The sequence below is a fragment of the Bradyrhizobium sp. 62B genome (assembly GCF_030272265.2).
Taxonomy (GTDB): domain Bacteria; phylum Pseudomonadota; class Alphaproteobacteria; order Rhizobiales; family Xanthobacteraceae; genus Bradyrhizobium.
On the sequence record NZ_CP092841.2, the window covers coordinates 3,689,479 to 3,711,248 of the forward strand.

The 21,770-nt window shown below is 64.9% G+C and carries 19 protein-coding genes and 1 pseudogene; 7 read left to right on the plus strand and 13 right to left on the minus strand.

What is annotated here, in order from left to right:
• Positions 1-574: 574 nt before the first annotated feature.
• Both ML401_RS17300 and ML401_RS17305 read right to left on the minus strand, forming a co-directional pair.
• Positions 575-2,569, minus strand: a complete 1,995-nt coding sequence (locus tag ML401_RS17300; protein WP_285812695.1) for a primary-amine oxidase — start codon at positions 2,567-2,569, stop codon at positions 575-577.
• A gap of 15 nt (positions 2,570-2,584) precedes the next feature.
• Positions 2,585-3,781 (minus strand): serine hydrolase, encoded by a 1,197-nt coding sequence (locus ML401_RS17305; protein ID WP_285812554.1) that lies wholly within the window; start codon positions 3,779-3,781, stop codon positions 2,585-2,587.
• Positions 3,782-3,961: 180 nt separating this feature from the next.
• On the opposite strand from ML401_RS17305, the gene ML401_RS17310 reads away from it, so the two are divergent.
• Complete coding sequence (locus ML401_RS17310) at positions 3,962-4,951, plus strand: helix-turn-helix domain-containing protein (protein ID WP_285812555.1); 990 nt, start codon at positions 3,962-3,964, stop codon at positions 4,949-4,951.
• 6 nt (positions 4,952-4,957) lie between these two features.
• Here ML401_RS17310 and ML401_RS17315 read toward each other — a convergent pair whose 3' ends face one another.
• The 5 genes and pseudogenes from ML401_RS17315 to ML401_RS17335 all read right to left on the minus strand — a co-directional run bounded on the left by ML401_RS17315 (position 4,958) and on the right by ML401_RS17335 (position 10,180).
• Positions 4,958-5,623: a methionine ABC transporter permease gene (locus tag ML401_RS17315; RefSeq protein WP_285812556.1), complete on the minus strand. Its 666-nt coding sequence runs from the start codon at positions 5,621-5,623 to the stop codon at positions 4,958-4,960.
• Positions 5,613-6,764: a methionine ABC transporter ATP-binding protein gene (locus ML401_RS17320; protein ID WP_285812557.1), complete on the minus strand. Its 1,152-nt coding sequence runs from the start codon at positions 6,762-6,764 to the stop codon at positions 5,613-5,615. The genes ML401_RS17315 and ML401_RS17320 overlap by 11 nt, the downstream gene beginning before the upstream one ends.
• Before the next feature lie 237 nt (positions 6,765-7,001).
• Positions 7,002-8,473, minus strand: a pseudogene (locus ML401_RS17325) (DASS family sodium-coupled anion symporter).
• Positions 8,474-8,584: 111 nt separating this feature from the next.
• Entirely contained in the window at positions 8,585-9,391 is an 807-nt protein-coding gene (locus ML401_RS17330; RefSeq protein ID WP_194402097.1) for an enoyl-CoA hydratase/isomerase family protein, read from the minus strand.
• 30 nt (positions 9,392-9,421) lie between these two features.
• Entirely contained in the window at positions 9,422-10,180 is a 759-nt protein-coding gene (locus ML401_RS17335) for a hypothetical protein (RefSeq protein WP_376717277.1), read from the minus strand.
• Between the two features lie 62 nt (positions 10,181-10,242).
• Between ML401_RS17335 and nthA the strand changes: the two genes are divergently transcribed.
• The 3 genes from nthA to ML401_RS17350 are packed head-to-tail and all read left to right on the plus strand — an operon-like array spanning position 10,243 to position 11,902.
• Entirely contained in the window at positions 10,243-10,869 is a 627-nt protein-coding gene (gene nthA, locus ML401_RS17340; protein ID WP_285812559.1) for a nitrile hydratase subunit alpha, read from the plus strand.
• Positions 10,866-11,525, plus strand: coding sequence for a nitrile hydratase subunit beta (gene nthB, locus ML401_RS17345; RefSeq protein WP_285812560.1), 660 nt, complete (start codon positions 10,866-10,868; stop codon positions 11,523-11,525). Before nthA ends, nthB begins: the two co-directional genes overlap by 4 nt.
• Positions 11,525-11,902 carry a nitrile hydratase accessory protein gene (locus ML401_RS17350; protein ID WP_285812561.1) on the plus strand — a complete coding sequence of 126 codons (378 nt, stop codon included), beginning with the start codon at positions 11,525-11,527 and terminating at the stop codon, positions 11,900-11,902. Before nthB ends, ML401_RS17350 begins: the two co-directional genes overlap by 1 nt.
• A 115-nt stretch (positions 11,903-12,017) precedes the next feature.
• Here ML401_RS17350 and queC read toward each other — a convergent pair whose 3' ends face one another.
• A complete protein-coding gene (queC, locus tag ML401_RS17355; RefSeq protein WP_285812562.1) occupies positions 12,018-12,731 on the minus strand; it encodes a 7-cyano-7-deazaguanine synthase QueC in 714 nt (237 codons plus the stop codon).
• Positions 12,732-12,858: 127 nt separating this feature from the next.
• Between queC and mazG the strand changes: the two genes are divergently transcribed.
• Complete coding sequence (gene mazG, locus ML401_RS17360; RefSeq protein ID WP_285812563.1) at positions 12,859-13,677, plus strand: nucleoside triphosphate pyrophosphohydrolase; 819 nt, start codon at positions 12,859-12,861, stop codon at positions 13,675-13,677.
• Positions 13,643-14,149 (plus strand): GNAT family N-acetyltransferase, encoded by a 507-nt coding sequence (locus tag ML401_RS17365; protein WP_285812564.1) that lies wholly within the window; start codon positions 13,643-13,645, stop codon positions 14,147-14,149. The genes mazG and ML401_RS17365 overlap by 35 nt, the downstream gene beginning before the upstream one ends.
• Before the next feature lie 12 nt (positions 14,150-14,161).
• Here the strand turns inward: ML401_RS17365 and hflX are convergent, their stop codons facing one another.
• From hflX to ML401_RS17385, 4 genes are all read right to left on the minus strand, one after another.
• Complete coding sequence (gene hflX / locus ML401_RS17370; RefSeq protein ID WP_285812565.1) at positions 14,162-15,544, minus strand: GTPase HflX; 1,383 nt, start codon at positions 15,542-15,544, stop codon at positions 14,162-14,164.
• Positions 15,545-15,555: 11 nt separating this feature from the next.
• Positions 15,556-15,804, minus strand: a complete 249-nt coding sequence (gene hfq / locus ML401_RS17375) for an RNA chaperone Hfq (RefSeq protein WP_007591126.1) — start codon at positions 15,802-15,804, stop codon at positions 15,556-15,558.
• Between the two features lie 249 nt (positions 15,805-16,053).
• A complete protein-coding gene (locus tag ML401_RS17380; RefSeq protein ID WP_194402106.1) occupies positions 16,054-17,424 on the minus strand; it encodes a sigma-54 dependent transcriptional regulator in 1,371 nt (456 codons plus the stop codon).
• 17 nt (positions 17,425-17,441) lie between these two features.
• The gene (locus ML401_RS17385; protein WP_285812566.1) at positions 17,442-19,829 is read right to left on the minus strand and encodes a PAS domain-containing sensor histidine kinase; all 2,388 of its coding nucleotides are present in this window, start codon (positions 19,827-19,829) and stop codon (positions 17,442-17,444) included.
• 177 nt (positions 19,830-20,006) lie between these two features.
• Between ML401_RS17385 and ML401_RS17390 the strand changes: the two genes are divergently transcribed.
• On the plus strand, positions 20,007-20,153 hold the full coding sequence (locus tag ML401_RS17390) for a hypothetical protein (RefSeq protein ID WP_211417520.1): 147 nt from the start codon (positions 20,007-20,009) through the stop codon (positions 20,151-20,153).
• A 170-nt stretch (positions 20,154-20,323) separates the two neighbouring features.
• On the opposite strand, the gene ntrC is transcribed toward ML401_RS17390, so the two are convergent.
• Complete coding sequence (gene ntrC / locus ML401_RS17395) at positions 20,324-21,766, minus strand: nitrogen regulation protein NR(I) (RefSeq protein ID WP_097662565.1); 1,443 nt, start codon at positions 21,764-21,766, stop codon at positions 20,324-20,326.
• Between the last annotated feature and the right edge of the window lie 4 nt (positions 21,767-21,770).

The following is a 21,770-nucleotide window of genomic DNA, read 5'->3' on the forward strand; positions in this document are numbered from 1 at the left end:
GGCGCGTTCGCCCGTCGCGTCGTTCGATGGTGCCGATTGCGTTGGCGCGGACTGCTGCGCGGGAGAGCGGCGATTGGCGCGCGAGGTCCGTGTTGCCGCCCTCTTCGACGACGCGATCGCCGCAGGACGGGCGCGCTGGGCCGGCGCATCGACAGTGACGGCGGGAATCTGCGTCTGCGCTTCCACGGAACTGACGGGAATAACGACGGAGAAGGTACTGACCGCTCCAAGCAAGAGCATCTGAATTTGTCGCCGACGCGTATCCTCACGCGAAGAAAAGTGGAAGTCGGTCACGTCTTTCGAAGCCCCACGCACTGCCGGCTTTGCCGGTATCATTCTTGATGTCCCGCCCTAACTCAGGCGGTTTGCGAGTGCGATAGGAACAGCGTTAGAATCTCTCCAGAGATGTCCGTAGCATGTGCGACCAATGCGCTCACGCGCGCTGCGGCGTCGCTTCTTTAGAATTGGAATATTTCCAGACTGGCGGCGGCAATCTGCACGAGACGGGCCGCACGCATGGCTGCATCGCGGTCAACGTTGCGGCCGAAGCCAATGGCGCGCGAGTTACTGAATGTTACCCCGGGTCCGCGCGGCAACAGTTTGCGGCGGCGCCCTTTGCGCCCGCCAGCAAGCTGCGGCTATTGCGGTCCGGCGGGATGTCGCCCGCCGCATTCGCCGCGAAAAATCCGGTCGGCTTCAGCATGAAGCCGGCATATTCGACCGGCATGATCGGAAAATCCTCGGGCTTGCAGACATGGGTGTGGCCGAACGAATGCCACACCACGATGTCGGCGTTCTCGATGTTGCGGTTCTGCGCCGCATAGCGCGGCAGGCCGTCGCCGCCGGCATGGACGTTGGGATAGTCGCCGCTGGCGTATTTCTCGTCCTTGTCGAACGCGGTGACCCAGACATGCTTGGTGGCAAAGCCGCCGCGCCCGCGCACATAGCTGCCCTCTTGTGCCAGCATCAGCGGGCTCGGGTTGACCACGAGCTTGTAGGCGGGAGCATTGCCGACCGAGTTGGTCTCGTTGGGATTGCTGATCTTCCAGAACCGGCCGGTCTCGCCGTTGGCGATGGCCGCGGCGTCGCGCTCGCGCGACAGCACGCGCGTCGTGACGTCGAAGACATTGCCGTGTGGATTGTCGTGGCCCCAGGACCGCGGCACGAATTCGTGCTCCGTCACCGTGTTGCCGCCGCCATCGAGATCCATGTGCAGCCGAACGTTGAAGAAGTGTTGGTGCGTCGGCCCGCCCAGATTGTCGTCGACCATGCCGCCCCATTTATACGTCTCGCCCGACGGCACGGCGGCGGTCTGAATGATGCCGGTGAGCTTGGTCTCCAACTGGATGGTGCCGTCCTGGTAGAGGTACCAATAGAAGCCGTAGTCGTAATTGCCGACGGTCGCGAAGAACGAGATCACGAGTCGTCGGGATCTGCGGACCTCGAACAGGCCATTGCGGAACTCATAGTGCTTCCAGGCAATTCCATAATCTTCTTCGTGCATGCAGATGGCGTTCCGCATGACGAAGGGCTCGCCCTTGCTGTCGGCAGCCGGCACGTCGAAATAGTGGATGTTACCGAGGCAATCGCAGCCGAGCTCGAGCGCATTGGCGAGCATGCCGAGGCCGTATTCGCCGGCATCGAACGCCGACTTCCAGAAATGATTGGCAGTCGGGTCGGCATAGGGCACCACCATCTCGGTGACGCTGGCGCGATGAATCAAGGAGCGTTTGCGCTCACCGTCCTGGTAAGCGAGCTGATGCAGCACCAGCCCTTCGCGCGGAGTGAAACCGACGCGGAAACTCCATTTCTGCCAGTCGACCTTCCAGCCCTCGACCTCAAAGCTCGCGCCTTCCGGCTGTTCGATGTTGAGCGGCTTGATGCCGATGCGCGGTTTTTCGAGGTCATGCGCGCCGTAATTTCGCTTCTTGCGCGGGATCGGCACGATCGGATCTTCGTCGGTGAGATCAATGACCTTACCGCCGATCAGGTCGACCACGGCGACCACCCCTTCGATCGGATGCGCATAGCCGTTGTCCTGGAGATGCTCGCGGAAATAGCTGACGGCGCGCACGATGCGGGCGCCGCGCTCGAACTCCTTGTCGAAGAAACCCGACGAGAATGGATCGACCTGGACCAGCTCGATATCCTTGTCGGAGAGTCCGCGCCGGACCATCGCCGCACGCCAGGCGGGATCGGCCTTCACCACGGCCTCGCATTTGAAGAACTCTTCCAGCATCACCGGCGGCTGTCCGTACGGCGCTGCTCGGTTGGGAACGATATTGCGGTCGACGATCGCGCTGCGGCCGAGATCGATGATGTGCTCGATCGCCTCGCCCGTGGTGATGTCCAGGGTCAGCACGAAGGCGCAGCGTCCAGCTCCCCCGGTAGCCAGCTCCTGCTTGGTCGGCTCTTCCAGCCGCACCATCGGGAAGCGGCAGTTCTCCGGCGAAACTGCGGCGGCGCGCGCGAGCGTGCAGGCCGCGGTGATCTCTTCGGCCGTCAGCGGATCCAGCGGATGTGGCGCGACAGCTTGGGCTGACGGTTTGGACTTGACGGTGCCGAGCATGAGGACGTCCATGATTCAGCGCGGGGCGAGATGCGCAGTGATGGCGTTGAAGGCGGCAAACCAGCGCTGGTCGATCGGAACGTCCATCGCTTTCGGCTGCGTGGCGAGCTTGGCGATGACGGTGTCCGAGTCCAGGTCGACATAGAGCAACTGGCCATGAATGCCGATCGCAGTGATCGCGTTGCGGGTCGGATCGATCGTGAACCATTTGCTACGGTAGCGCGCGCCCGGGAAGAATTCGGCGAGGTCGCCGTCGGCCCAGGCCTTGGGATCGCCGTTCTCTCTGATGTCGTCGATCCACCAGCCCGGCACCACCTGCCGTCCCTCGACCACGCCGCGGCAGCGGATCATCTCGCCGAAGCGGATGAGATCGCGGGCCGTGACCGACAGGCCGCCCGCGATGCGGCCCATGCCGTGGCTGTCGAGAGTCAGCGAGCCGTCCTCCTCCGCGCCCAGGGGCTGCCAGAGATATTCGGAGAGGATGGACTGGTAGGGCATGCCGCAGGCACGTTCATAGACCCAGCCGAGCACTTCGGTATTGGGCGAGACATAGTGGAACACCTTGCCGTGCGGCTTGCCGGTGCCGCGCAAGGTCGTGAGATAGGCGCGCTGATGACCTGGCTCGACGCCCGGCGGCGGCACGTCCCAGCCGGAGGAGAATCGGTAGCGCGCGACGTCGCCGGCGGGATCCTCGTAATCCTCCTCGAACTTGATGGCGACGGCCATGTCGAGCAGGTTGCGGACAGTGCAGCCCGCATAGACCGAGGTCTCCAGCTCCGGCACATAGCGCACCACCCTCGCCTCGGGATCGAGCAATCCGCGCGCGGCCAAAATGCCGCCGAGGGTGCCGGCGACCGCCTTGCTGATCGAGCAGATCAGATGCGGTGTGGTCGCGCTCATGCCATCGCCATACCATTCGTGAACCAGCGTGCCCCGGTGCATCACGAGCAGCGTGTCGGCGAAAGTTTCGCGTAATGTCGCCGCGATCGTGGTCGGCGTGCCGTCGGGCGAGGTGAAGCCGATCATGCTCAGCTCGCGCGGCGCGCTGGTGATCGGGCTCGGGTGGGCCGAGCGGCGAACCTCGGCCGTCGGCAACACTTCGCGGGTGTGGGTGAAACCCCAGCGGATCGCCGGGAAGCTGCGCCAGTTGGCGCGCGTCACCTGGGCCTCTGGCGCTGGCGGGCTGCCACGCATGATCTCGGTCGGCCGCATGTCGATCCTCCGCGAAGCCTCGCCCCGCGATGGTGTTGGGACGGTGAGCGAGAAGACTGCACCGGGGCGGTATCGGACGTTATCGAGATCCGGCAATATTTTGCTGGACACGGGCGATGGTCATGCCAGTCTTGCCCTAGGTCCTTGCCGGACTTTGCCGCCAAATTTCGAAATTCTGTCATGACCTTGCGCGCAACTCTTCCGATTCAAGACTCGGCTGTCAGCCTGTTCCAGGCCAGCAGCACGGACGTCGATGAGCATTGCGCCAGCCTCGGCCGCTGGCGGTTGAGCTACGACCAGATCAGTGCCGGGGCGTTTCGCGGCAGCTTCACTCAGCTCTCCCTGCCCCATGTCGAAGTATTCCGCGAAATCACCAGCCAGCAGGTCCGTCAGTACGGTCAGCTGGGCGCTGACAGCTTTGGTATCGGCCTGCCCTGGCACGGCGACGGCGAAGTCAATTGCAACGGCGCCAGCGTTGCAGGCGCCCAGGTCATCGCCTGCGTCGACGCCGAAGTCGATATGTGCACGCCGAAGGCGTTCGAGCTGCGTGGCATCGTTGCCAGCGCGGCGCTGATCTCGGAGCTTGCCGCCCGGCTCGAGATCGAGCTGCCGCGCACTGTCTGGCACCAATTGCAGATGGTCGAAATGGCGGAAGCTCCGGTCGTGCGGCTGCGCTCGCACCTCGCCGCCATTCAAGAGACGATCGCGACCGCTCCGGAAAGGTTCAGCGATCCGGCAGCCAGGCAGGCGCTTGAAGACGCCCTTCTCGTCGAGATCATGGACATGCTGCCAACGGCGCGAACCAGCGATCCCGGACGCGGCGCGGCCGCGCGGCGGCGAACCGTCGATCGCGCCCGCGAGCTGATGCATGGCAGCGGTGCTCGTTCACTTTCGCTGCTGGAGGTCTGCAAGGCCGTCGGCGCCAGCCCGCGCAAGCTCGGTTATTCCTTCCAAGAGGTGCTGGGCACGAGTCCGATGCATTACTGGCGCGCGATGCGGCTGAACCGCGTGCGGCGCGAGCTGAAGCGCGCCGGCGGCGCTGGGAGATCCATCTACGACGTTGCCGTGCAGCACGGATTCTGGCACTTCAGCCAGTTCTCGCTCGACTATAAGCGCCATTTCTCCGAGCTGCCCTCGGAGACGCTGCGGCGGACAAGACGAGCCGTGTGATCCGGCTCAGTGATGCCGCAGCCGGCGGTTGACCCGGCGCGCCAGATAGTCGCCCGCGCTCTGCACGAGCTGCACCAATGCGATCAGCACGACGACGACGGCGAGCATCATCTCGGGCATGAAGCGCTGATAACCGTAGCGGATGCCGAGATCCCCCAAGCCCCCGCCGCCGACCGCGCCGACCATGGCGGAATAGCCGAGCAGGCTGACCACTGCGAGAGTCAGGGCCAACAGAAGTCCCGGCAGCGCCTCGGGGATCAGCACCTTGAACACGATCTGCATCGGCGAGGCGCCGAACGAAGACGCGGTCTCGATCAGGCCGCCATCGACTTCGCGGATCGCAGCTTCCACGAGGCGCGCGATGAACGGCGCCGACGCGATGGTCAGCGGCACGATCGCTGCGGTCGATCCGATCGAGGTTCCGGCAACGAGGCGCGTGAACGGGATGATGGCGACGACCAGGATGATGAAAGGCGTCGACCGCGTCGCGTTGACGATGATGCCGAGCGCGCGATTGACGATCGGAGCCGCGAATAGCTCCCCTTTCCGGCTGGTCGCGAGGAAGACGCCGAGCGGCAGGCCGAAGACGGTGCCGAGCAGCGCGGCGATGCCGACCATGTACAGGCTCTCGAAGGTCGCCTGGATGATCAGGTTGATGAGTTCAGGCGACATAGCCGAGATGCTCCGCCGGGAATTGATGTTGAGAGAGCCAGGCAAGAACTCGCGCCTGCACGTCGTCGCGGCTAGGACTACCGAGAGGTATGCCGAGAACGAGCGAACCGACATGCTGGCCGCCGATCTCGTCGATGCGCGCCGACAGCAGCGACATGTCGAGGCCGAGCTCGCGGGCGAGCCGCGCCACCAGCGTGTCGCCGGCCCCTGCCCCGCGCACCTGGACGCGGATCACGGCCTGCCCGCCGGCAGGCGGCTCCGCCACGATCCGGCTCGCTAGCGAGACCGGCAGGCTGTCGCCGACCACCTCGGCCAGGAAGGACTGCGTGATCGGATGTTTCGGATGGGTGAAGATGTCGGCGACGTGGCCGCTCTCGACGACATGGCCGGCGTCGAGCACCACGACGTCCCTGGCGAGCTGGCGCACCACGGACATTTCGTGGGTGATCAGCACGATGGTCACGCCGAGCTCGCGGTTGATGTTCGCGAGCAGGTCGAGGATCGCACGCGTCGTCTGCGGATCGAGCGCGGAGGTCGCCTCGTCCGACAAGAGCACGCTCGGCCGCGTCGCCAGCGCGCGGGCGATGCCGATGCGCTGCTTCTGGCCGCCGGAAAGCTCGGAAGGATAGCGGTCATGCTTGTCTGCGATGCCAACCAGCGCGAGCAGCTCGGTCACGCGCGCCTTGATGTCGGCCTTGGCCCAGCCGGCGATCTCCAGCGGCAGCGCGATGTTGTCGGCGGCGGTGCGCGACGACAGCAGGTTGAAATGCTGGAAGATCATGCCGATCGAGCGCTGCGCCAGCCGCAGCTCGCGGCCCGTCAGCGCCGAGATATCGCGGCCATCCACGATCACGCGGCCCGCGGTCGGCTTCTCCAGCCCGTTGATGAGCCGGACAAGGCTCGACTTGCCGGCGCCGGAGCGGCCGATCACGCCGGTAATGGAACCGCGTGGAATGGCGAAATCGATGTTTTGTAGTGCGTTGACGCCAGGCTTGCCGCGATAGGCCGGATAGGTCTTCGAGATGCCGGCGAAACGAACCATCGCGTCCGGCTCAGGCGCGGGATGCGATATCGCTTGAGCTGGCGCAATCGGCTGTCCGACGGCGAGCGATTGGTGAGCGTTCATGGAGACGGCCTTCATGCACAATAGTTCTTTCGCTTGCCGGAAAAGGCAAACGAAAGCCGGGTCGCATCAGCGACGAGGGGGTGGAACAGCAGCAAACGCCTCAAAGGGGCACGCGCTGCACCGCAGCACGTACCATCGCTTTTTCCAGTCTTTCTTGCAATGTCAGATATTTGCGAGGGGATGGACGAAGATTCCCCAATCCCTCCCCGGAGAAGAATATTCCTCCGCCCCGGAGGCTGCCTCCAGCCCGGCTCACCCCATCCGCAGCCACGGCAACACGATCAGCAAGAGCCCGGCGAAATAGAGCAGCCCGAAGATCAGGCCAAAGCCCCAGAACTGGCCCTTCCCGATATAGCCGCTGCCGAAATACATCGGCGCGGTCCGGTCGCATAAGGCGAGATCACGCCCATCAGGCCGAGCGAGTACATGCAGAGCATGGCAAGTGTCGTGACTGGCAGATCGGGAATGCCCGATCCGACCGCGAGCACCACGGGCAGCACGGCGGCGGCGTGCGAGGTGATGCTCGAGAAGAAATAGTGGATCCAGAAGAACAGCGCGACCAGCAGCAGCATCGCGGTCGACGGCGATAGTCCGGCGAGCGGTTTTGCGTATTCGGTCGCGAACCATTTGATGAAGCCGATCTCGTTGAGGCCGGAGGCCAACGTCAGCAGCGAGGTGAAATAGAAGAACACCTCCCAGGCGCTCTTCTCGCTGACGATGTCGGCAAATTCGATCACGCCGGTCACCAGCATCAGGGAGATCACGATGAACACGACGGTGGTGGCGTTGACGAAGTTCGAGCCGAGCACGGGCACGTGGATGTCCGGGCTCGATCCCGCGATCCACAGGAACATCGCGAGCACGATCAGGCCAAGCATGATCCACTCGTTGCGCGACATCGGGCCCATCGTCTGGAGCTCTTTCGCCGCCCATTCGGAAATCTCCGGGCTGCGCTTCACCTCGGGCCGGCAAACGAGATAGCTGAGCAGCGGCACGAGCACCATCAGGAGGATGCCGAGCGGCGCGAAGCCGAGGAACCACTGGCCCCAGCTGACCTCGACCCCGACCGTCTTCTTGGCGATCGCCAACGCCGCTGCGTTCGGCGCGAGCGCTGTGAAGAACAGAGAGCTCGTGACGGCGGTCGCGGCAAAGGCCGTCCACATCACATAGGTGCCGATCCTGCCGGCGGTCGGCCCCGGTTCGGAGCCATAGATGCGCGGGATGTTGCTGATGATGGGATAGACGATGCCGCCGCTGCGCGCGGTGTTCGACGGCGTTGCCGGCGCCAGCAGGAAATCCGACATCGCCACGGCATAACCGAGGCCGAGCGTATTGCGGCCGAGCTTTTGCACCAGCACCAATGCGATGCGTCGGCCGAGCTGGCTCTTGCGATAGCCGATCGAGAACACGAAGGCGCCGACGATCAACCAGACCGTGCTCTCGGCAAAGCCCGCCAGCATCCAGCGCAGCGATTTGCCCGGATCGGGATCGATATAGCCGGCGACGCCCGCGACCGTCAGGCCGATGAAGCCGACTGCGCCGACCGGCATCGATTCCAGGATGAGCCCGGTGATGACTGCCGCGAACACCGCGAAATAGTGCCACTGATTGACGTTGAGCCCGGTAGGCGCCGGCCACAGATAGATCACCAGCCACACCGCGAGCGGTGCGACCAGTTTCCAGCGAAATCCTGTTGCCTCAGGCGCCTGCGAATTGGCGGTCATGGGCCCTCCCCTCGATTGTCGTCACCCGTGCGGCTCGTTGGCCGAGCCTGCTCTTGTCCCAATGCGGCGTATACGGACTGTCGGGGATGCGATCAATGGCCTGGCAAAGATCTATCGCCCCTTGAAGCGCGGCTTGCGGCGGCCCAGGAACGCCTCGACGCCCTCCTTGTGATCCTCGCTGAGACTGGCGAGCGCGAACTGGTCGACGTCCATATGGCTGGCGAGATCGTCCAGCGCATGCGCGAGCCGGTTGACGGTGAGCTTCGTCATCGCGACCGAGAGCGGCGGCTGCGCGGCGACCTTGCGGGCGAGCTCCATGGCGGAATCGAAGGCATGGCCGGGATCGGTCACCTGTTCCACCAGGCCCCACTCATAGGCCTCGTCCGCCGAGATGCGCTGATCGGCAAGGATCACCGCCTGCTTGGTGCGGGCGGGCCCCATCAGATGCAGCATGCGCGGAATGCTCTGCCAGCTCATATTCATGCCGAGCCCGATCTCAGGCACGCGCAAGTGCGCATCGCGTCCCATGATGCGGAAGTCGAGCGCCACGGCCAGCGCGACACCGCCGCCGACACAAAAGCCCTCGATCGCCGCGATCGTGATCTGCTCCATCTCCTGCCAGGCGTGGGTGAGGCGCGGCCCGAGCTTGAGATGCCGCCGCAGCGCGCCGAGATCCATGTCCTTGCGCGAGCGTCCCTCGGCATCCTTGAGGTCGAAGCCGGCGCTGAATGCGCCCGAGCTGCCGGTCAGGACCACGACGGAGGTTGTCGCGTCGTCTTCAAAACTGCGCGCGGCCGCCGTAAGCTGCCGCAACGCTTCGGGCGACAGCGCGTTGATGCCGTCATGGCGGTCGAACCGCACGATAGCGATCCGCCCCTCCGGCCCATGCCCCTTCTCGATCGTCACATAATTGGTCAACGGAAGTTCCCCTTTTCTTGTTGCTCTTGATCACAGATGTCCGGTGCGCCGGTGCTCCGGCTCACTGCCCTTGACCGGAAACCGGATCGTCGTTCCGATGGTGATCCAATTGGCGTTCTCGCCGCTGATGTTGCGGCCGCAGATCACGTCGAGGGAAAATATCTCGTTCGGCCGGTAGCGGACACCGGTCTGCAGCCGCGGTTGCACGACGCTCGCGACCTCGGACGCGCCGGCCTGGCCATACGCCTCGATCGTCCATTGCAACGTGTCGGTGAACTTCCAGTCGAAGCCGACGCCATAGGTGAAGTAATGGCGATCTGCGATGCGATCCCAGAGCCAGCCGCCATTGACGTTGATGCGCATGGTCTCCGACAGGCGGAAGGTCGCGGGGATGACCGCAAAGGCGCTCAGCGCCTCGCCGGTCGCCGCGTCGAACGATCCGCCGCCATAGGCCGACAACCCCCACCGTCCGATTCCCGTGGGGATGAAATTCGTCTTGGCTTTGGGCGCTCTGGTCGTGCTCCAGTCGCCGTCGCTGCGGGCGCGGATGGTCTGGAGGCTCAGCTCGATCGGCCTGAAGGGGTCGACCACACAGGAGGGATTGGCGACCGCCGAAAAATCGGTGTTCGTCGCAGCCGACATCCAGCTCTCGACCTTGCAGGAGCCGACCTCGGAGATGTCGGCGGCATCGACCGCATAAGCGCCATTCGCAGCACGCGCATCATGCGCCGCGCATGTCATGAGAGCCGCGATTGCGGCGGTTATTGCGGTCCGTACGGCCCAGCCCATGGGGCGATGTTAGCAGAGTCTTCGCCTCGACAAGGCCCGGATTCTGGGACTATCTTTGCGCCATGAGCGAGCATCATCACGACCACGATCACGACCATTCCGAGCTGTCGGAGACCGAGCTGCGCGTCCGCGCGCTCGAGACGATCCTGACCGAAAAGGGCTATGTGGAGCCGGCCGCGCTCGACGCCATCATCCAGGCCTACGAGACCAAGATCGGCCCGCACAACGGTGCGCGCGTCGTCGCCAAGGCCTGGAGCGATCCGGCGTTCAAGAAGGCGCTGCTGGAGGACGGCTCGAAGGCGATCGGCACGCTCGGCCATGTCAGCCGCGTCGGCGATCATCTCGTCGTGGTCGAGAACACGCCTGGGCGACACAACATGGTCGTGTGCACGCTGTGCTCCTGCTATCCCTGGGAAATGCTGGGGCTGCCGCCGGTCTGGTACAAGGCCGCGCCCTACCGCTCGCGCGCCGTGAAGGACCCGCGCGGCGTGCTCGCCGATTTCGACGTCACCCTGCCCAAGGACATGGAGATCCGGGTCTGGGATTCCACCGCCGAGACGCGCTTCCTGGTGCTGCCGATGCGCCCCGAGGGCACCGAGGGCTGGAGCGAAGAACAACTCGCCGAGCTCGTCACGCGCGATTCCATGATCGGCACGGGCTTTCCCAGGACGCCGGGAGCGCCGTCGTGAACGGCGTGCACGACATGGGCGGCATGGACGGCTTCGGCAAGGTCGAGGCTGAGCCGAACGAGCCTGTCTTCCACGAGGAATGGGAGTCCCGCGTCCTCGCCATGGTGCGCGCGATGGGCGCTGCCGGCGCCTTCAACATCGACACCTCGCGCTTCTACCGCGAGACGCTGCCGCCAGACGTGTATCTGTCGAGCTCCTATTACAAGAAATGGTTTCTCGGGCTCGAGGAGATGCTGATCGAGAAGGGCTACCTCACGAGGGAGGAAGTCGCCGCCGGCCATGCGATGCAGCCCGCAAAGGCGCTCAAGCACGGCAAGTTCGACCTCACGCAGGTCGAGCGCATCATGGTCCGCGGCAAGTTCGCCCGCCCTGCCCCAGCGCCCGCGAAATTCGAGATCGGCGATCGCGTGCGCGCCAAGAACATCCATCCGGCCACGCACACGCGGCTGCCGCGCTATGTGCGCGGCCATGTCGGAATCGTCGAGCTGAACCATGGCTGCCACGTGTTTCCGGATACCGCGGCGATGGAGCGCGGCGAGCATCCGCAATGGCTTTACACGGTCGTGTTCGAAGGCCGCGACCTCTGGGGCGATGACGGCGATCCCACGCTGAAGGTCTCGATCGACGCCTTCGAGCCCTATCTGGACCCGGCGTGATGAGCAGTACGGCAGCGGCGGCCGCAACGGCAGCCATTCCGAGCATTCCGCGCGATGACGACGGCCCGGTGTTCCGCGCTCCCTGGGAGGCGCATGCGTTCGCCATGGCGTTGACACTGCACGAGCGCGGCGTGTTCACCTGGCCGGAATGGGCAGCCGCCTTGGCTTCCGAGATCAAGCGCGCGCAGGCGGCCGGCGATCCCGATACGGGCGAGACCTATTATCTGCACTGGCTCGCCACGCTAGAGGGCCTCGTCTCAAGCAAAGGCGTCGCATCCGTGGAGACGCTGCACCGCTATCGCGATGCCTGGGACCACGCGGCGGACCGCACGCCGCACGGCAAGCCGATCGAGCTCAGGCCGGAGGATTTCGGCTAGCTCTCGCCACGCCCGTCATGGCGAGCGAAGCGACGCAATCCGGAATCTTTCCGCGGCGGCAGCCTGGATTGCTTCGCAGCAAGAGCTCCTCGCAAGGACGACGGTGAGAGACGCGCTACCTCCCCGCCGCAAACTCCCGCCACCCCTTCGCCCGCAGGCTGCACGCCGGGCACTCGCCGCAGCCGTAGCCCCAATCGTGCTGCGCGCCGCGCGTCCCGAGATAGCAGGTGTGGGAGTGCTCGCGGATGAGGTCGACCAGCCCGTCGCCGCCGAGATCCTGCGCCAGTTGCCACGTTGCAGCCTTGTCGATCCACATCAGCGGCGTATGCAGCTCGAACTTGCGCGCCATGCCCAGTGACAGCGCCGCCTGCATGGCGCGGATGGTGTCGTCGCGGCAATCGGGATAGCCGGAATAATCCGTCTCGCACATGCCGCCGACGATGTGGGTGATGCCCCGGCGATACGCCAGCGCAGCAGCAAACGTCAGAAACACCAAATTGCGGCCCGGCACAAACGTGTTCGGCAACCCGTCGGCGCCCATCGCGATCGCGACATCGCGCGTCAGCGCGGTCTCGGACACCGCCGCCAACGTCGGGATCGACAGCGTGTGGCTCTCGCCGAGCTTTGCGGCCCAGTCCGCGCGGAGCGCCTTCACGCCGTCGAATAGCCGTTCGCGGCAATCGAGCTCGACGGCGTGGCGCTGGCCGTAGTCGAACCCCAGCGTCTCCACCCGCGCAAAGCGACTCAGCGCCCAGGCGAGGCAGGTGGTGGAATCCTGGCCGCCGGAGAACAGCACCAAAGCGGTTTGTGATGAAAATGCGTCGCTCATGGCCCGCGCTTTAGCACTGTGGAACGTCTCAGCCAATCGGTGGAAATCGGCCTGTTCCGCCGCGGCCGGCTGGGAACGGCGCCCTGCTTTTGGCATAAGGTTTCGGAGCCAGGAGAGACGCCCCGCAATGACCCCTTCCCGCGACATTTCCCGCCTGATCGAGATCATGGCGGCGCTGCGCACTCCGGTGACCGGCTGCCCCTGGGACCTCGAGCAGAATTTTGCGACGATTGCGCCCTACACGATCGAGGAAGCCTATGAGGTGGTGGAGGCCATCACCCGCGGCGATCTCGACGATTTGCGCGAGGAGCTCGGCGATCTGCTGCTGCAGGTCGTGTTCCACGCCCAGATGGCTGAGGAGCAGAATGCGTTTTCTTTTGGAGACGTCGTCGAGGCCATCACGCGAAAAATGATCCGGCGTCACCCGCACGTCTTCGCCGACAAGGATGGCAATCTCGCCTCGCACCACGTCAAGGAAGTCTGGGACCGCATCAAGGCCGAGGAGAAAGCCGAGCGCGCCGCGCGCCGCCCCCCGGAGGACGTGCCGGCGCACAAATCGCTGCTGTCGGGCGTCAAGGCCGGCCAGCCGGCGCTGACCCGCGCCATGGAGCTGCAGCGCAAGGCCTCCACCGTCGGCTTCGACTGGAATGACCCGCGCGCGGTGCTGGCGAAGATCCGTGAGGAAGCCGACGAGATCGAGGCCGCGCTCGACCGTGGCGACAGGCAGGAGATCGCGGAGGAGACCGGCGATCTGATGTTCGCGCTGGTCAACCTCGCCCGCCATGTCGACGCGGACCCGGAAAGCGCCCTGCGCGCGACCAACGCCAAGTTCGAAAGGCGCTTTGCCTATATCGAGCGCGCGCTGCAGACGCAGGGACGCACCCTCGAGCAGGCATCGCTGACGGAGATGGATGCGCTATGGAATGAAGCGAAGACGGCGACGTGATGGAAGGCATGCCATGGAAATCAGGCAAGACGATCCGAAGGCGCGACACGTGGCCGATTTGTTGGCGCATCACCTGGAAGAGCTCCGCAGCGTCATGGGCGAGCATGCGCAGGCGCTCGATGCAAGCGGCTTGTCGGCTCCGACTGTGACGTTCTGGACGGCCTGGCAGAACGATGCGCTGGCTGGCTTCGGTGCGCTGAAGCAATTGGATGAGACGCATGGCGAAGTGAAGTCGATGCGGGCCGCGCCCGCCACGCGCGGGACCGGGGTCGGTCGCGCGATCCTGCTCCACATCGTTGCAGAGGCTCGAAAGCGAGGCTATGCGCGTCTCAGCCTGGAAACGGGCACGGCGTCGCTTCATGCGCCGGCCGTTTCACTCTATCGTAGCGTCGGCTTCGCAAATTGCGGACCGTTTGCCGATTATCAGGCGAGCCCGCATAACCAGTTCATGAGCCTCGACCTCGCAAATTGATCGCATCGTAGCTCAGGCCGACAGGCGCGGCACCGCGTCGAACCTGTGCACGACGATGTCCCGCTTGGTCTCATCCACCCGCACCGTCATGTCGAAGCGGCCGTCGTGCAGCTCTTTCGACAGCACCTCGGAATTGCGATGCAGCCAGCTGATGCCGGCGCCGTCGGCGGCGTCGATGGAGAGGTCGAGCGTGGTGCGCTTTGCGGCAAGGCGTTCCTCGATCGCGGCGAGCAATGCGTCGACGCCCTCGCCCGACACCGCCGAGACCAGCATGGCCGGATGATCCTCCGGCCGGCGTGCGGCGATGTTCAAGAGCTCTTCGCGCTGCTCGGCAGCGTAACGGTCGATCTTGTTCCAGACTTCGATGATGCGGCCGGAGTCGTCTGGGTTGATGCCGAGTTGGCGCAGCACCGCGTCGACGTCACTCTGCTGGGCCTCGGCATCTTCATGCGAGATGTCGCGCACGTGGAGAATGACGTCGGCTTCCAGCACCTCCTCCAGCGTGGCACGGAAGGCGGCAACGAGTTGCGTCGGCAGATTGGAGATGAAACCGACCGTATCCGACAGCATCGCCTTGCCGCCATGCGGCAGGTTGAGCGCGCGCAAGGTGGGATCGAGCGTCGCGAACAGCATGTCGGCCGCCTGCACGTCGGCGCGGGTCAGGCGATTGAACAGCGTCGACTTGCCGGCATTGGTGTAGCCCACCAGCGCAACGACGCGGTACGGCACGCGCTGACGGCCCGCGCGATGCAACCGCCGCGTCGCCTGCACCTTCTTCAGTTCGCTCTCGAGCTTGGAGATGCGCTCCTGGATCAGGCGGCGGTCCGCTTCGATCTGCGTCTCGCCGGGGCCGCCCATGAAACCGAAGCCGCCGCGCTGGCGCTCCAGATGGGTCCATGAGCGCACCAGGCGCGAGCGCTGATAGTTGAGATGGGCGAGCTCGACTTGGAGCGAGCCCTCCTTGGTCTTGGCGCGGCGGCCGAAGATTTCCAGAATGAGCCCGGTGCGGTCCAGCACCTTGGCGTGCAGTTCCTTTTCGAGATTGCGCTGCTGGATCGGCGCCAGCGCGCAATCCATCACAACCAGCTCGACATCGAGGGTCTTGATCAGGCCGGCGATCTCCTCGACCTTGCCCTTGCCGATATAGGTGGCGGGGCGGATCTGGCTGACCGGCGCGATGATGGCGTCGGCAACGACGAGATCGATCGCACGCGCGAGGCCCGCGGCTTCATCGAGCCGGGCCTCGGCGTCGCGTTGAACATGACTCTCCGATTGTGCGTCGGCACCGCCAGCGCGCACACGCAAGTAGGGGCCGATGACAAGCACCCGCCCCGTTTGCTTAGCCCCTGCCGACCGCGGACGGTCGGCATCCCCGTCGAAATTCCGGGGTTCCAATCAGATCACTCTCAAGCCGGCTGATCCTCGCCGCCTTCGAACAGCTGGATCGGAGCACCCGGCATGATGGTCGAGATCGCATGCTTGTAGACGAGCTGCGAATGACCGTCGCGCCGAAGCAGCAAACAGAAATTGTCGAACCAGGTCACGATGCCCTGGAGCTTCACTCCGTTGACCAGAAAGATCGTCAGTGGCGTCTTAGTTTTGCGAACGTGATTAAGGAAGGTGTCCTGCAGGTTTTGTGCGCGGTCTGCCGCCATTGTTTTTTTCTCGCTTTGAGTTTCTTTTTATTGCGCCGGTTGCGACCCTCTTTGTGAGGTTCGGGGCCTCTCCCGGTTGCCGTTCCCTCATGAGATCCCCCTCGGAAGGAACAGCTGTGCGATTAGAGGACAGGTGGACCTATTAGGCAAGCCGCTTCACGCGGCAAGGCACGTCCGATTGCCCCGAAAAACTACGGAAATCGATGATTTTCCTGACATATCCCAGCGCCGCAAACACAGCACTCGGCGTTAGCCGACACCGAGGGCCTTCAGCTTTCGATGCAGCGCCGACCGTTCCATGCCAACGAACTCGGCCGTGCGAGAAATATTTCCTGAAAAACGGCTGATCTGTGCAATCAAATAGTCGCGCTCGAATACTTCGCGTGCCTCACGCAGCGGCAGGCCCATGATGTGCTCGCCATTGTTGCTGGTCGGCATCGCCGGCACCATGGAGCCGACGTCCTGCGGCAGCATGTCGGCCGTGATGATGACCTCGGGCCCGCCCGCCGCCAGAATCATGACTCTCTCAACGTTGTTGCGGAGCTGGCGCACATTGCCCGGCCAGACATGCGATTGCAGCACCGCCATCGCGTCCTGCCCGATCTGCCGCTTGGGCAGACCGCTGCCGGCCGAGATCTGCTCCATGAAATAGTCGATCAATTCCGGGATGTCCTCGCGCCGTTCTGAGAGCGCGGGCACGCGGATCGGCACCACCGAGAGCCGATGATAGAGATCCTCGCGGAAATGGCCGGCCGCGATCTCTTCTTCGAGATTGCGCGCGGTCGACGAGATGATGCGCACGTCGACCTGCACCTTGGCCGTGCCGCCGACGCGCTGGAACGACTGCTCCACCAGCACGCGCAGGATCTTGTTCTGGGTCTCGCGCGGCATGTCCGCGATCTCGTCGATGAACAGCGTGCCGCCATGGGCCTCTTCGAGCGCGCCCGGCTTGCGCGCGTGCTCGCCGTTGGACTGCTCGACGCCGAACAGCTCGTGCTCCATCCGCTCGGGCGTGATCGCAGCGGCGTTGATGACGACGAACGGGCCGTCGGCGCGGCCCGAGGCCGTGTGCAGCGTGCGTGCGGTCAGCTCCTTGCCGGCGCCGGCGGGGCCGACGATCAGGATGCGGCTGTTCGCCTTGGCCGCGCGCTCGATGGTCTGGCGCAGCTGGTTCATGCTGGGCGAGCGGCCGACGAGCTGGCTGGCGCTCGGCGCGAGCTGCTTGAGCTCCTTGACCTCACGCTTGAGCCGCGAGTTCTCGAGCGCTCTGGTCGCGACCAAGATCAAACGGTCGGCCTTGAACGGCTTCTCTATGAAGTCGTAGGCGCCGCGCTTGATCGCCGCGACCGCGGTCTCGATGTTGCCGTGGCCCGAGATCATCACGACCGGCAAATCGGCATTGTCCTTCTTGACCTGCTCCAGCAGCTGCAAGCCATCAAGCTTGGAGCCCTGCAGCCAGATGTCGAGGAACACCAGATGCGGCCTGCGGTTGGCAATTTCAGCCAGCGCGGAGTCGCTGTCGCGCGCAGTTCGCGTGACGAAACCCTCGTCCTCGAGAATGCCCGCAACGAGATCCCGAATATCGGCCTCATCATCGACAATCAGAATTTCACTTGCCATGGGTCGCGCCTGTCTTGTCAGCTGCCTGTGGGGGCTACGATTTTCGGTGAATCATTGGTCTTTTCAGCGGGCTCTTTGGTTTCGAGCGCCGGCTCTTTTGTTTCCGGCGCCGCGTCTTTCGCCGGCTCCGTCGCAGCTTTGGCGATTTCCGTGGCCGCGCGCGCCTGCTCGGCTCCGTCGGCCTTCGCCGGCTGCCCGGAGATCGCAAAGCGCATCCGCATCCAGGCACCGCGCTGGCCCTCGCGGAATTCGGAGGCATCTTTCAGCTCGATGCGTCCGCCATGGTCTTCTAGCACGCGGCCGACGATCGCAAGGCCAAGGCCGGTGCCCTTGGCCCGGGTCGTGACGTAGGGTTCGAGCAGCCGCGAGCGCGCGACCTTGGGCAGGCCGATGCCGTTGTCGATCACGTCGATCAGCACGTCATCGCCCTCGCGGGAGACCACGACGTCGATACGGCCTTTGCCAAGCTCTTCCGCCGGAACCTGCTCGATCGCCTCGGTGGCGTTCTTGACGATGTTGGTGACCGCCTGGGAGATCAGCCGCCGGTCAAACTGGGCCCGGAGCGGGTCCTGCTTGAAATCGGCCTCGATATCGATCTCGGGATGGGCGACCTTCATCAGGAACACCGCCTGCCGCACGGCGTCGGCGACGTCCTCGCCCTCCATCACCGGTTTCGGCATGCGGGCGAAGCGCGAGAACTCGTCGACCATGCGCCTGATGTCGTCGACCTGGCGCACGATGGTGTCGGTGCACTGTTCGAAGATCTGCTTGTCCTTGGCCTCGGTGATGTCCTTGCCGAACTTGCGGCGGATGCGTTCGGCCGAGAGCTGGATCGGCGTCAGCGGGTTCTTGATCTCGTGGGCGATGCGGCGCGCCACGTCTCCCCAAGCCGAGGTGCGCTGCGCCGAGACCAGCTCTGTGATGTCGTCGAGCGTGATGATGTAACTGTCGTGCGGCTGGTTCTTCTCGGCGCTGACGCGGACCGACAGATTGCGCTCCTGCCCGTCGCGCGTGATCGTGATCTGGCCCTGCACCAGGCGCTGGGTGCCTTCCCGCGCCGCCTTCATCATCTCGTCGAGCTCGGGCAGCACGTCGGAGAGCGGGTGGCCGAGCGTCTCGGATTCGGCGTGACCGATCAGCTTCTCGGCCGAGCGGTTCAATATGCCGACGCTGCCGGAGGCATCGACGCCTATGATGCCTGCGCTCGCCGAGGACAGCACCGCCTCGATGAAGCGGCGGCGGCTGTCGATGAGATCGCTGGCATTGACGAGCTCGTCACGCTGGCTACGCAATTCCTGCGTCATCTTGTTGAAGGTCTGGCCAAGCTGGGCGAGATCGCCTTCCGACTGGTGCACGGGCACCTGGACGTGGAGATCGCCCGTCGAGACCGTGTGGGCCGCGTTCATCAGCCGCCGGATCGGCGAGACCAGCGAGTTGGCGAAGTTGAGGCCGATCAGCACCGAGGCCATCAGGATGGTCAGAGCGATCACGGCAAACATCAGCGCGAAGGCGACCTGGATACCGAGCCGGCGCGACTCGATCTGGGCGTATTCGGCGACGCTGACCTCGGTCTGCTTGAGCTGATTGACGACATTCGGATCGAGGGGGCGGGCGACATAGAGGAAGGTGTCGTTGAACGCGCGCAACCGGATCACCGCAGCGACGAAGCTCGCGTCCGGCAGCACCGCGATCTCAGGCTCGTTCTCGTTGACGTTGCTGAGGAAGTCGGGCGCGGGCGGCGAATAAGCGAGCCGCATGCCGGTGTCGGCGGATTCCAGGATGTTGGTGTTCTTGTCGATGATCATCGCGCCCGGCAGATTGCGCGAGCCGGCGCTGGCGGTGAGCAGCTCACGGAACGAGCGGCGATCCTGGTCGTAGAGCGGCCTTGCATGCGCGATGTCGTTCGCCATGCCGAGAATGTCGCCACGGATCAGCTGGGCATGATCCTGCATATAGGCCCGCGCGATCGTCAGCGAGTTCTGGATCACCTCCCTGGTCGGCCCGGAGAACAGCCGGTCGAGACCGCGCTCGATGGTGACGTTGGCGACCACGGCGACCAGCACCGCCGGCAGCACCGCCACGATCGAGAACAGGCTGACGATCTGGACATGGAGGCGCGCCGCTGCCCTGCCCCGCCGCCGCGCCAGGATCAGTTGCCAGAGCTCGCGGATGATGATGCCGACCAGCAGCAGGATCGTGGCCGCGTTGGTCAGGTAGATCGAGCGGACCACCGCCGGCGTCGGCTCAATCGTGGTAAGGCCGGTCAGAACCAGGAAGGTCAGGAACGCCGAGAGCAGCGCCAGCACCACGGCAAACGGCGCCAGCCAGCGCCGTGCCGACCAACGCCGGGGCTCATCCGCTGGGGCCGTGTCAAAGTGTGCGGCCGAGGTATCTGCGCTGGTCATTCCGGCAATGGTGGTGCTGAAAACGGGTCCGCGGGCGCGCGGATACTGATGTATTCGTACCACATTGTTGCCGAATTGCGACAATTGCGAGGCGTCTGCAGAGGGGCGGAGCGCCGCATCCACAGGTCGATGGCGGATTAGGGGGAACGGACTCCCGCCGTCCCGGCTTGACCCGGCATGGATAGATTTTTTCTCGCGATCATGGTCTCGGCCGTCCTGCTGCTGATCGTGGCCTCTGACCTGCTGGTCAATGGCCCGGGCCTGCAGGAGCCGCCGGCGAATGTCGCCAGCCTGATGCCGGCATCGGGCCGCCTGGTCCGCTAGATGCGACGCCGCGCCATGCGGCCCGTCGATCAATTGGATGGATCTGGCGGAACATTTGCGCCCCGTCCCGACTTCTGCTCACCGCGTCAGCCACAACGGCCAGCGCGATCCGGACAGGCTCAGCTCCGCTTTGGTAGGGGGAGCTGAGCCACCGCCGGTGTCCGCGAAGACTAGCCCCCGCTCCTGTAGACTTGGATGTCGAGATCCCGGATCTTCTTCCGCAACGTGTTGCGGTTGAGGCCGAGCAGGTCGGCGGCGCGGATCTGGTTGCCGCGGGTGGCCGCCAGCGCGGCCGTGAGCAGCGGCACCTCGATCTCCTTGAGGATGCGGTGATAGAGGCCCGGCGGCGGCACGCCGTTCGGGAAGCCCTGGAAGTGTGAGGACAGATACGCTTCCACCGCGCCGCCGAGATTGTCGACGCCCTGCTGGACCGCGGCGCCTGGGCTGACCGAGGGCGGAGCGAGCTCGCCGTCGATGACGGATGCCGTGATGACGTCCTGCGGATAGAGCGCGGCGAGACGCCGGGCGAGGTTTTCCAGCTCGCGCACATTGCCGGGCCAGCGGTGCTGCTTCAGCCGCTCCAACGCCAGCGCGTCGAGCTTCTTCGGCGGCAGCCCGTCCTTCTCTGCCAGCGCAAAGAAGTGGCGGATCAGATCGGGAAGGTCCTCGATGCGTTCGCGAAGTGGCGGCAGCCGCAGCGGCACGACGTTGAGGCGGAAGAACAGGTCTTCCCGGAACAGGCCCTGCTGGATCAGGACGCGCAGATCCTTGTTGGAGGCCGCGACGATGCGCACGTCCGTCTTGATCGGGGTGCGGCCGCCGACGGTGGTGTACTCGCCCTGCTGCAGCACGCGAAGCAAGCGCGTCTGCGCCTCCATCGGCATGTCGCCGATCTCGTCCAGGAACAGCGTGCCGCCCTCGGCCTGCTCGAACCGGCCGGAGGCGCGAGTGTTGGCGCCGGTGAAGGCGCCGCGCTCATGGCCGAACAATTCGGACTCGATGAGGTCTCGCGGGATCGCCGCCATGTTGACGGCGACGAACGGGCCGTTGCGGCGCTTGCCGTAATCGTGCAGCGCGCGCGCCACCAGCTCCTTGCCGGTACCGGACTCGCCCGTGATCATCACGGTGAGATCGGTCTGCATCAGACGCGCCAGCACGCGGTAGATTTCCTGCATCGCCGGCGAGCGGCCGACCAGCGGGATCGCCTCCATCTCGGCGTCCTCGTCAGGCGTCGAGACGCGCTCCTTCGGCTCGGCGAGCGCGCGGCCGACGATGGCGATCAGCTCCTTCAGGTCGAACGGCTTTGGCAGATATTCATAAGCCCCGCGCTCGGAGGCGCGGATCGCCGTCATGAAGGTGTTCTGCGCGCTCATGACGATGACCGGCAGGTTCGGCCGCATCTTCTTGATCCGCGGCAGCAGGTCGAACGCGTTCTCGTCGGGCATCACCACGTCGGTGATGACGAGATCGCCCTCCCCCTGGCTGACCCAGCGCCACAGCGTCGCGGCATTGCCGGTCAGCCGCACTTCGTAACCCGCGCGGGACAGTGCCTGATTGAGAACAGTGCGGATGGCGGTGTCGTCATCAGCTACGAGAATGCTACCTGCGGGCATCGTT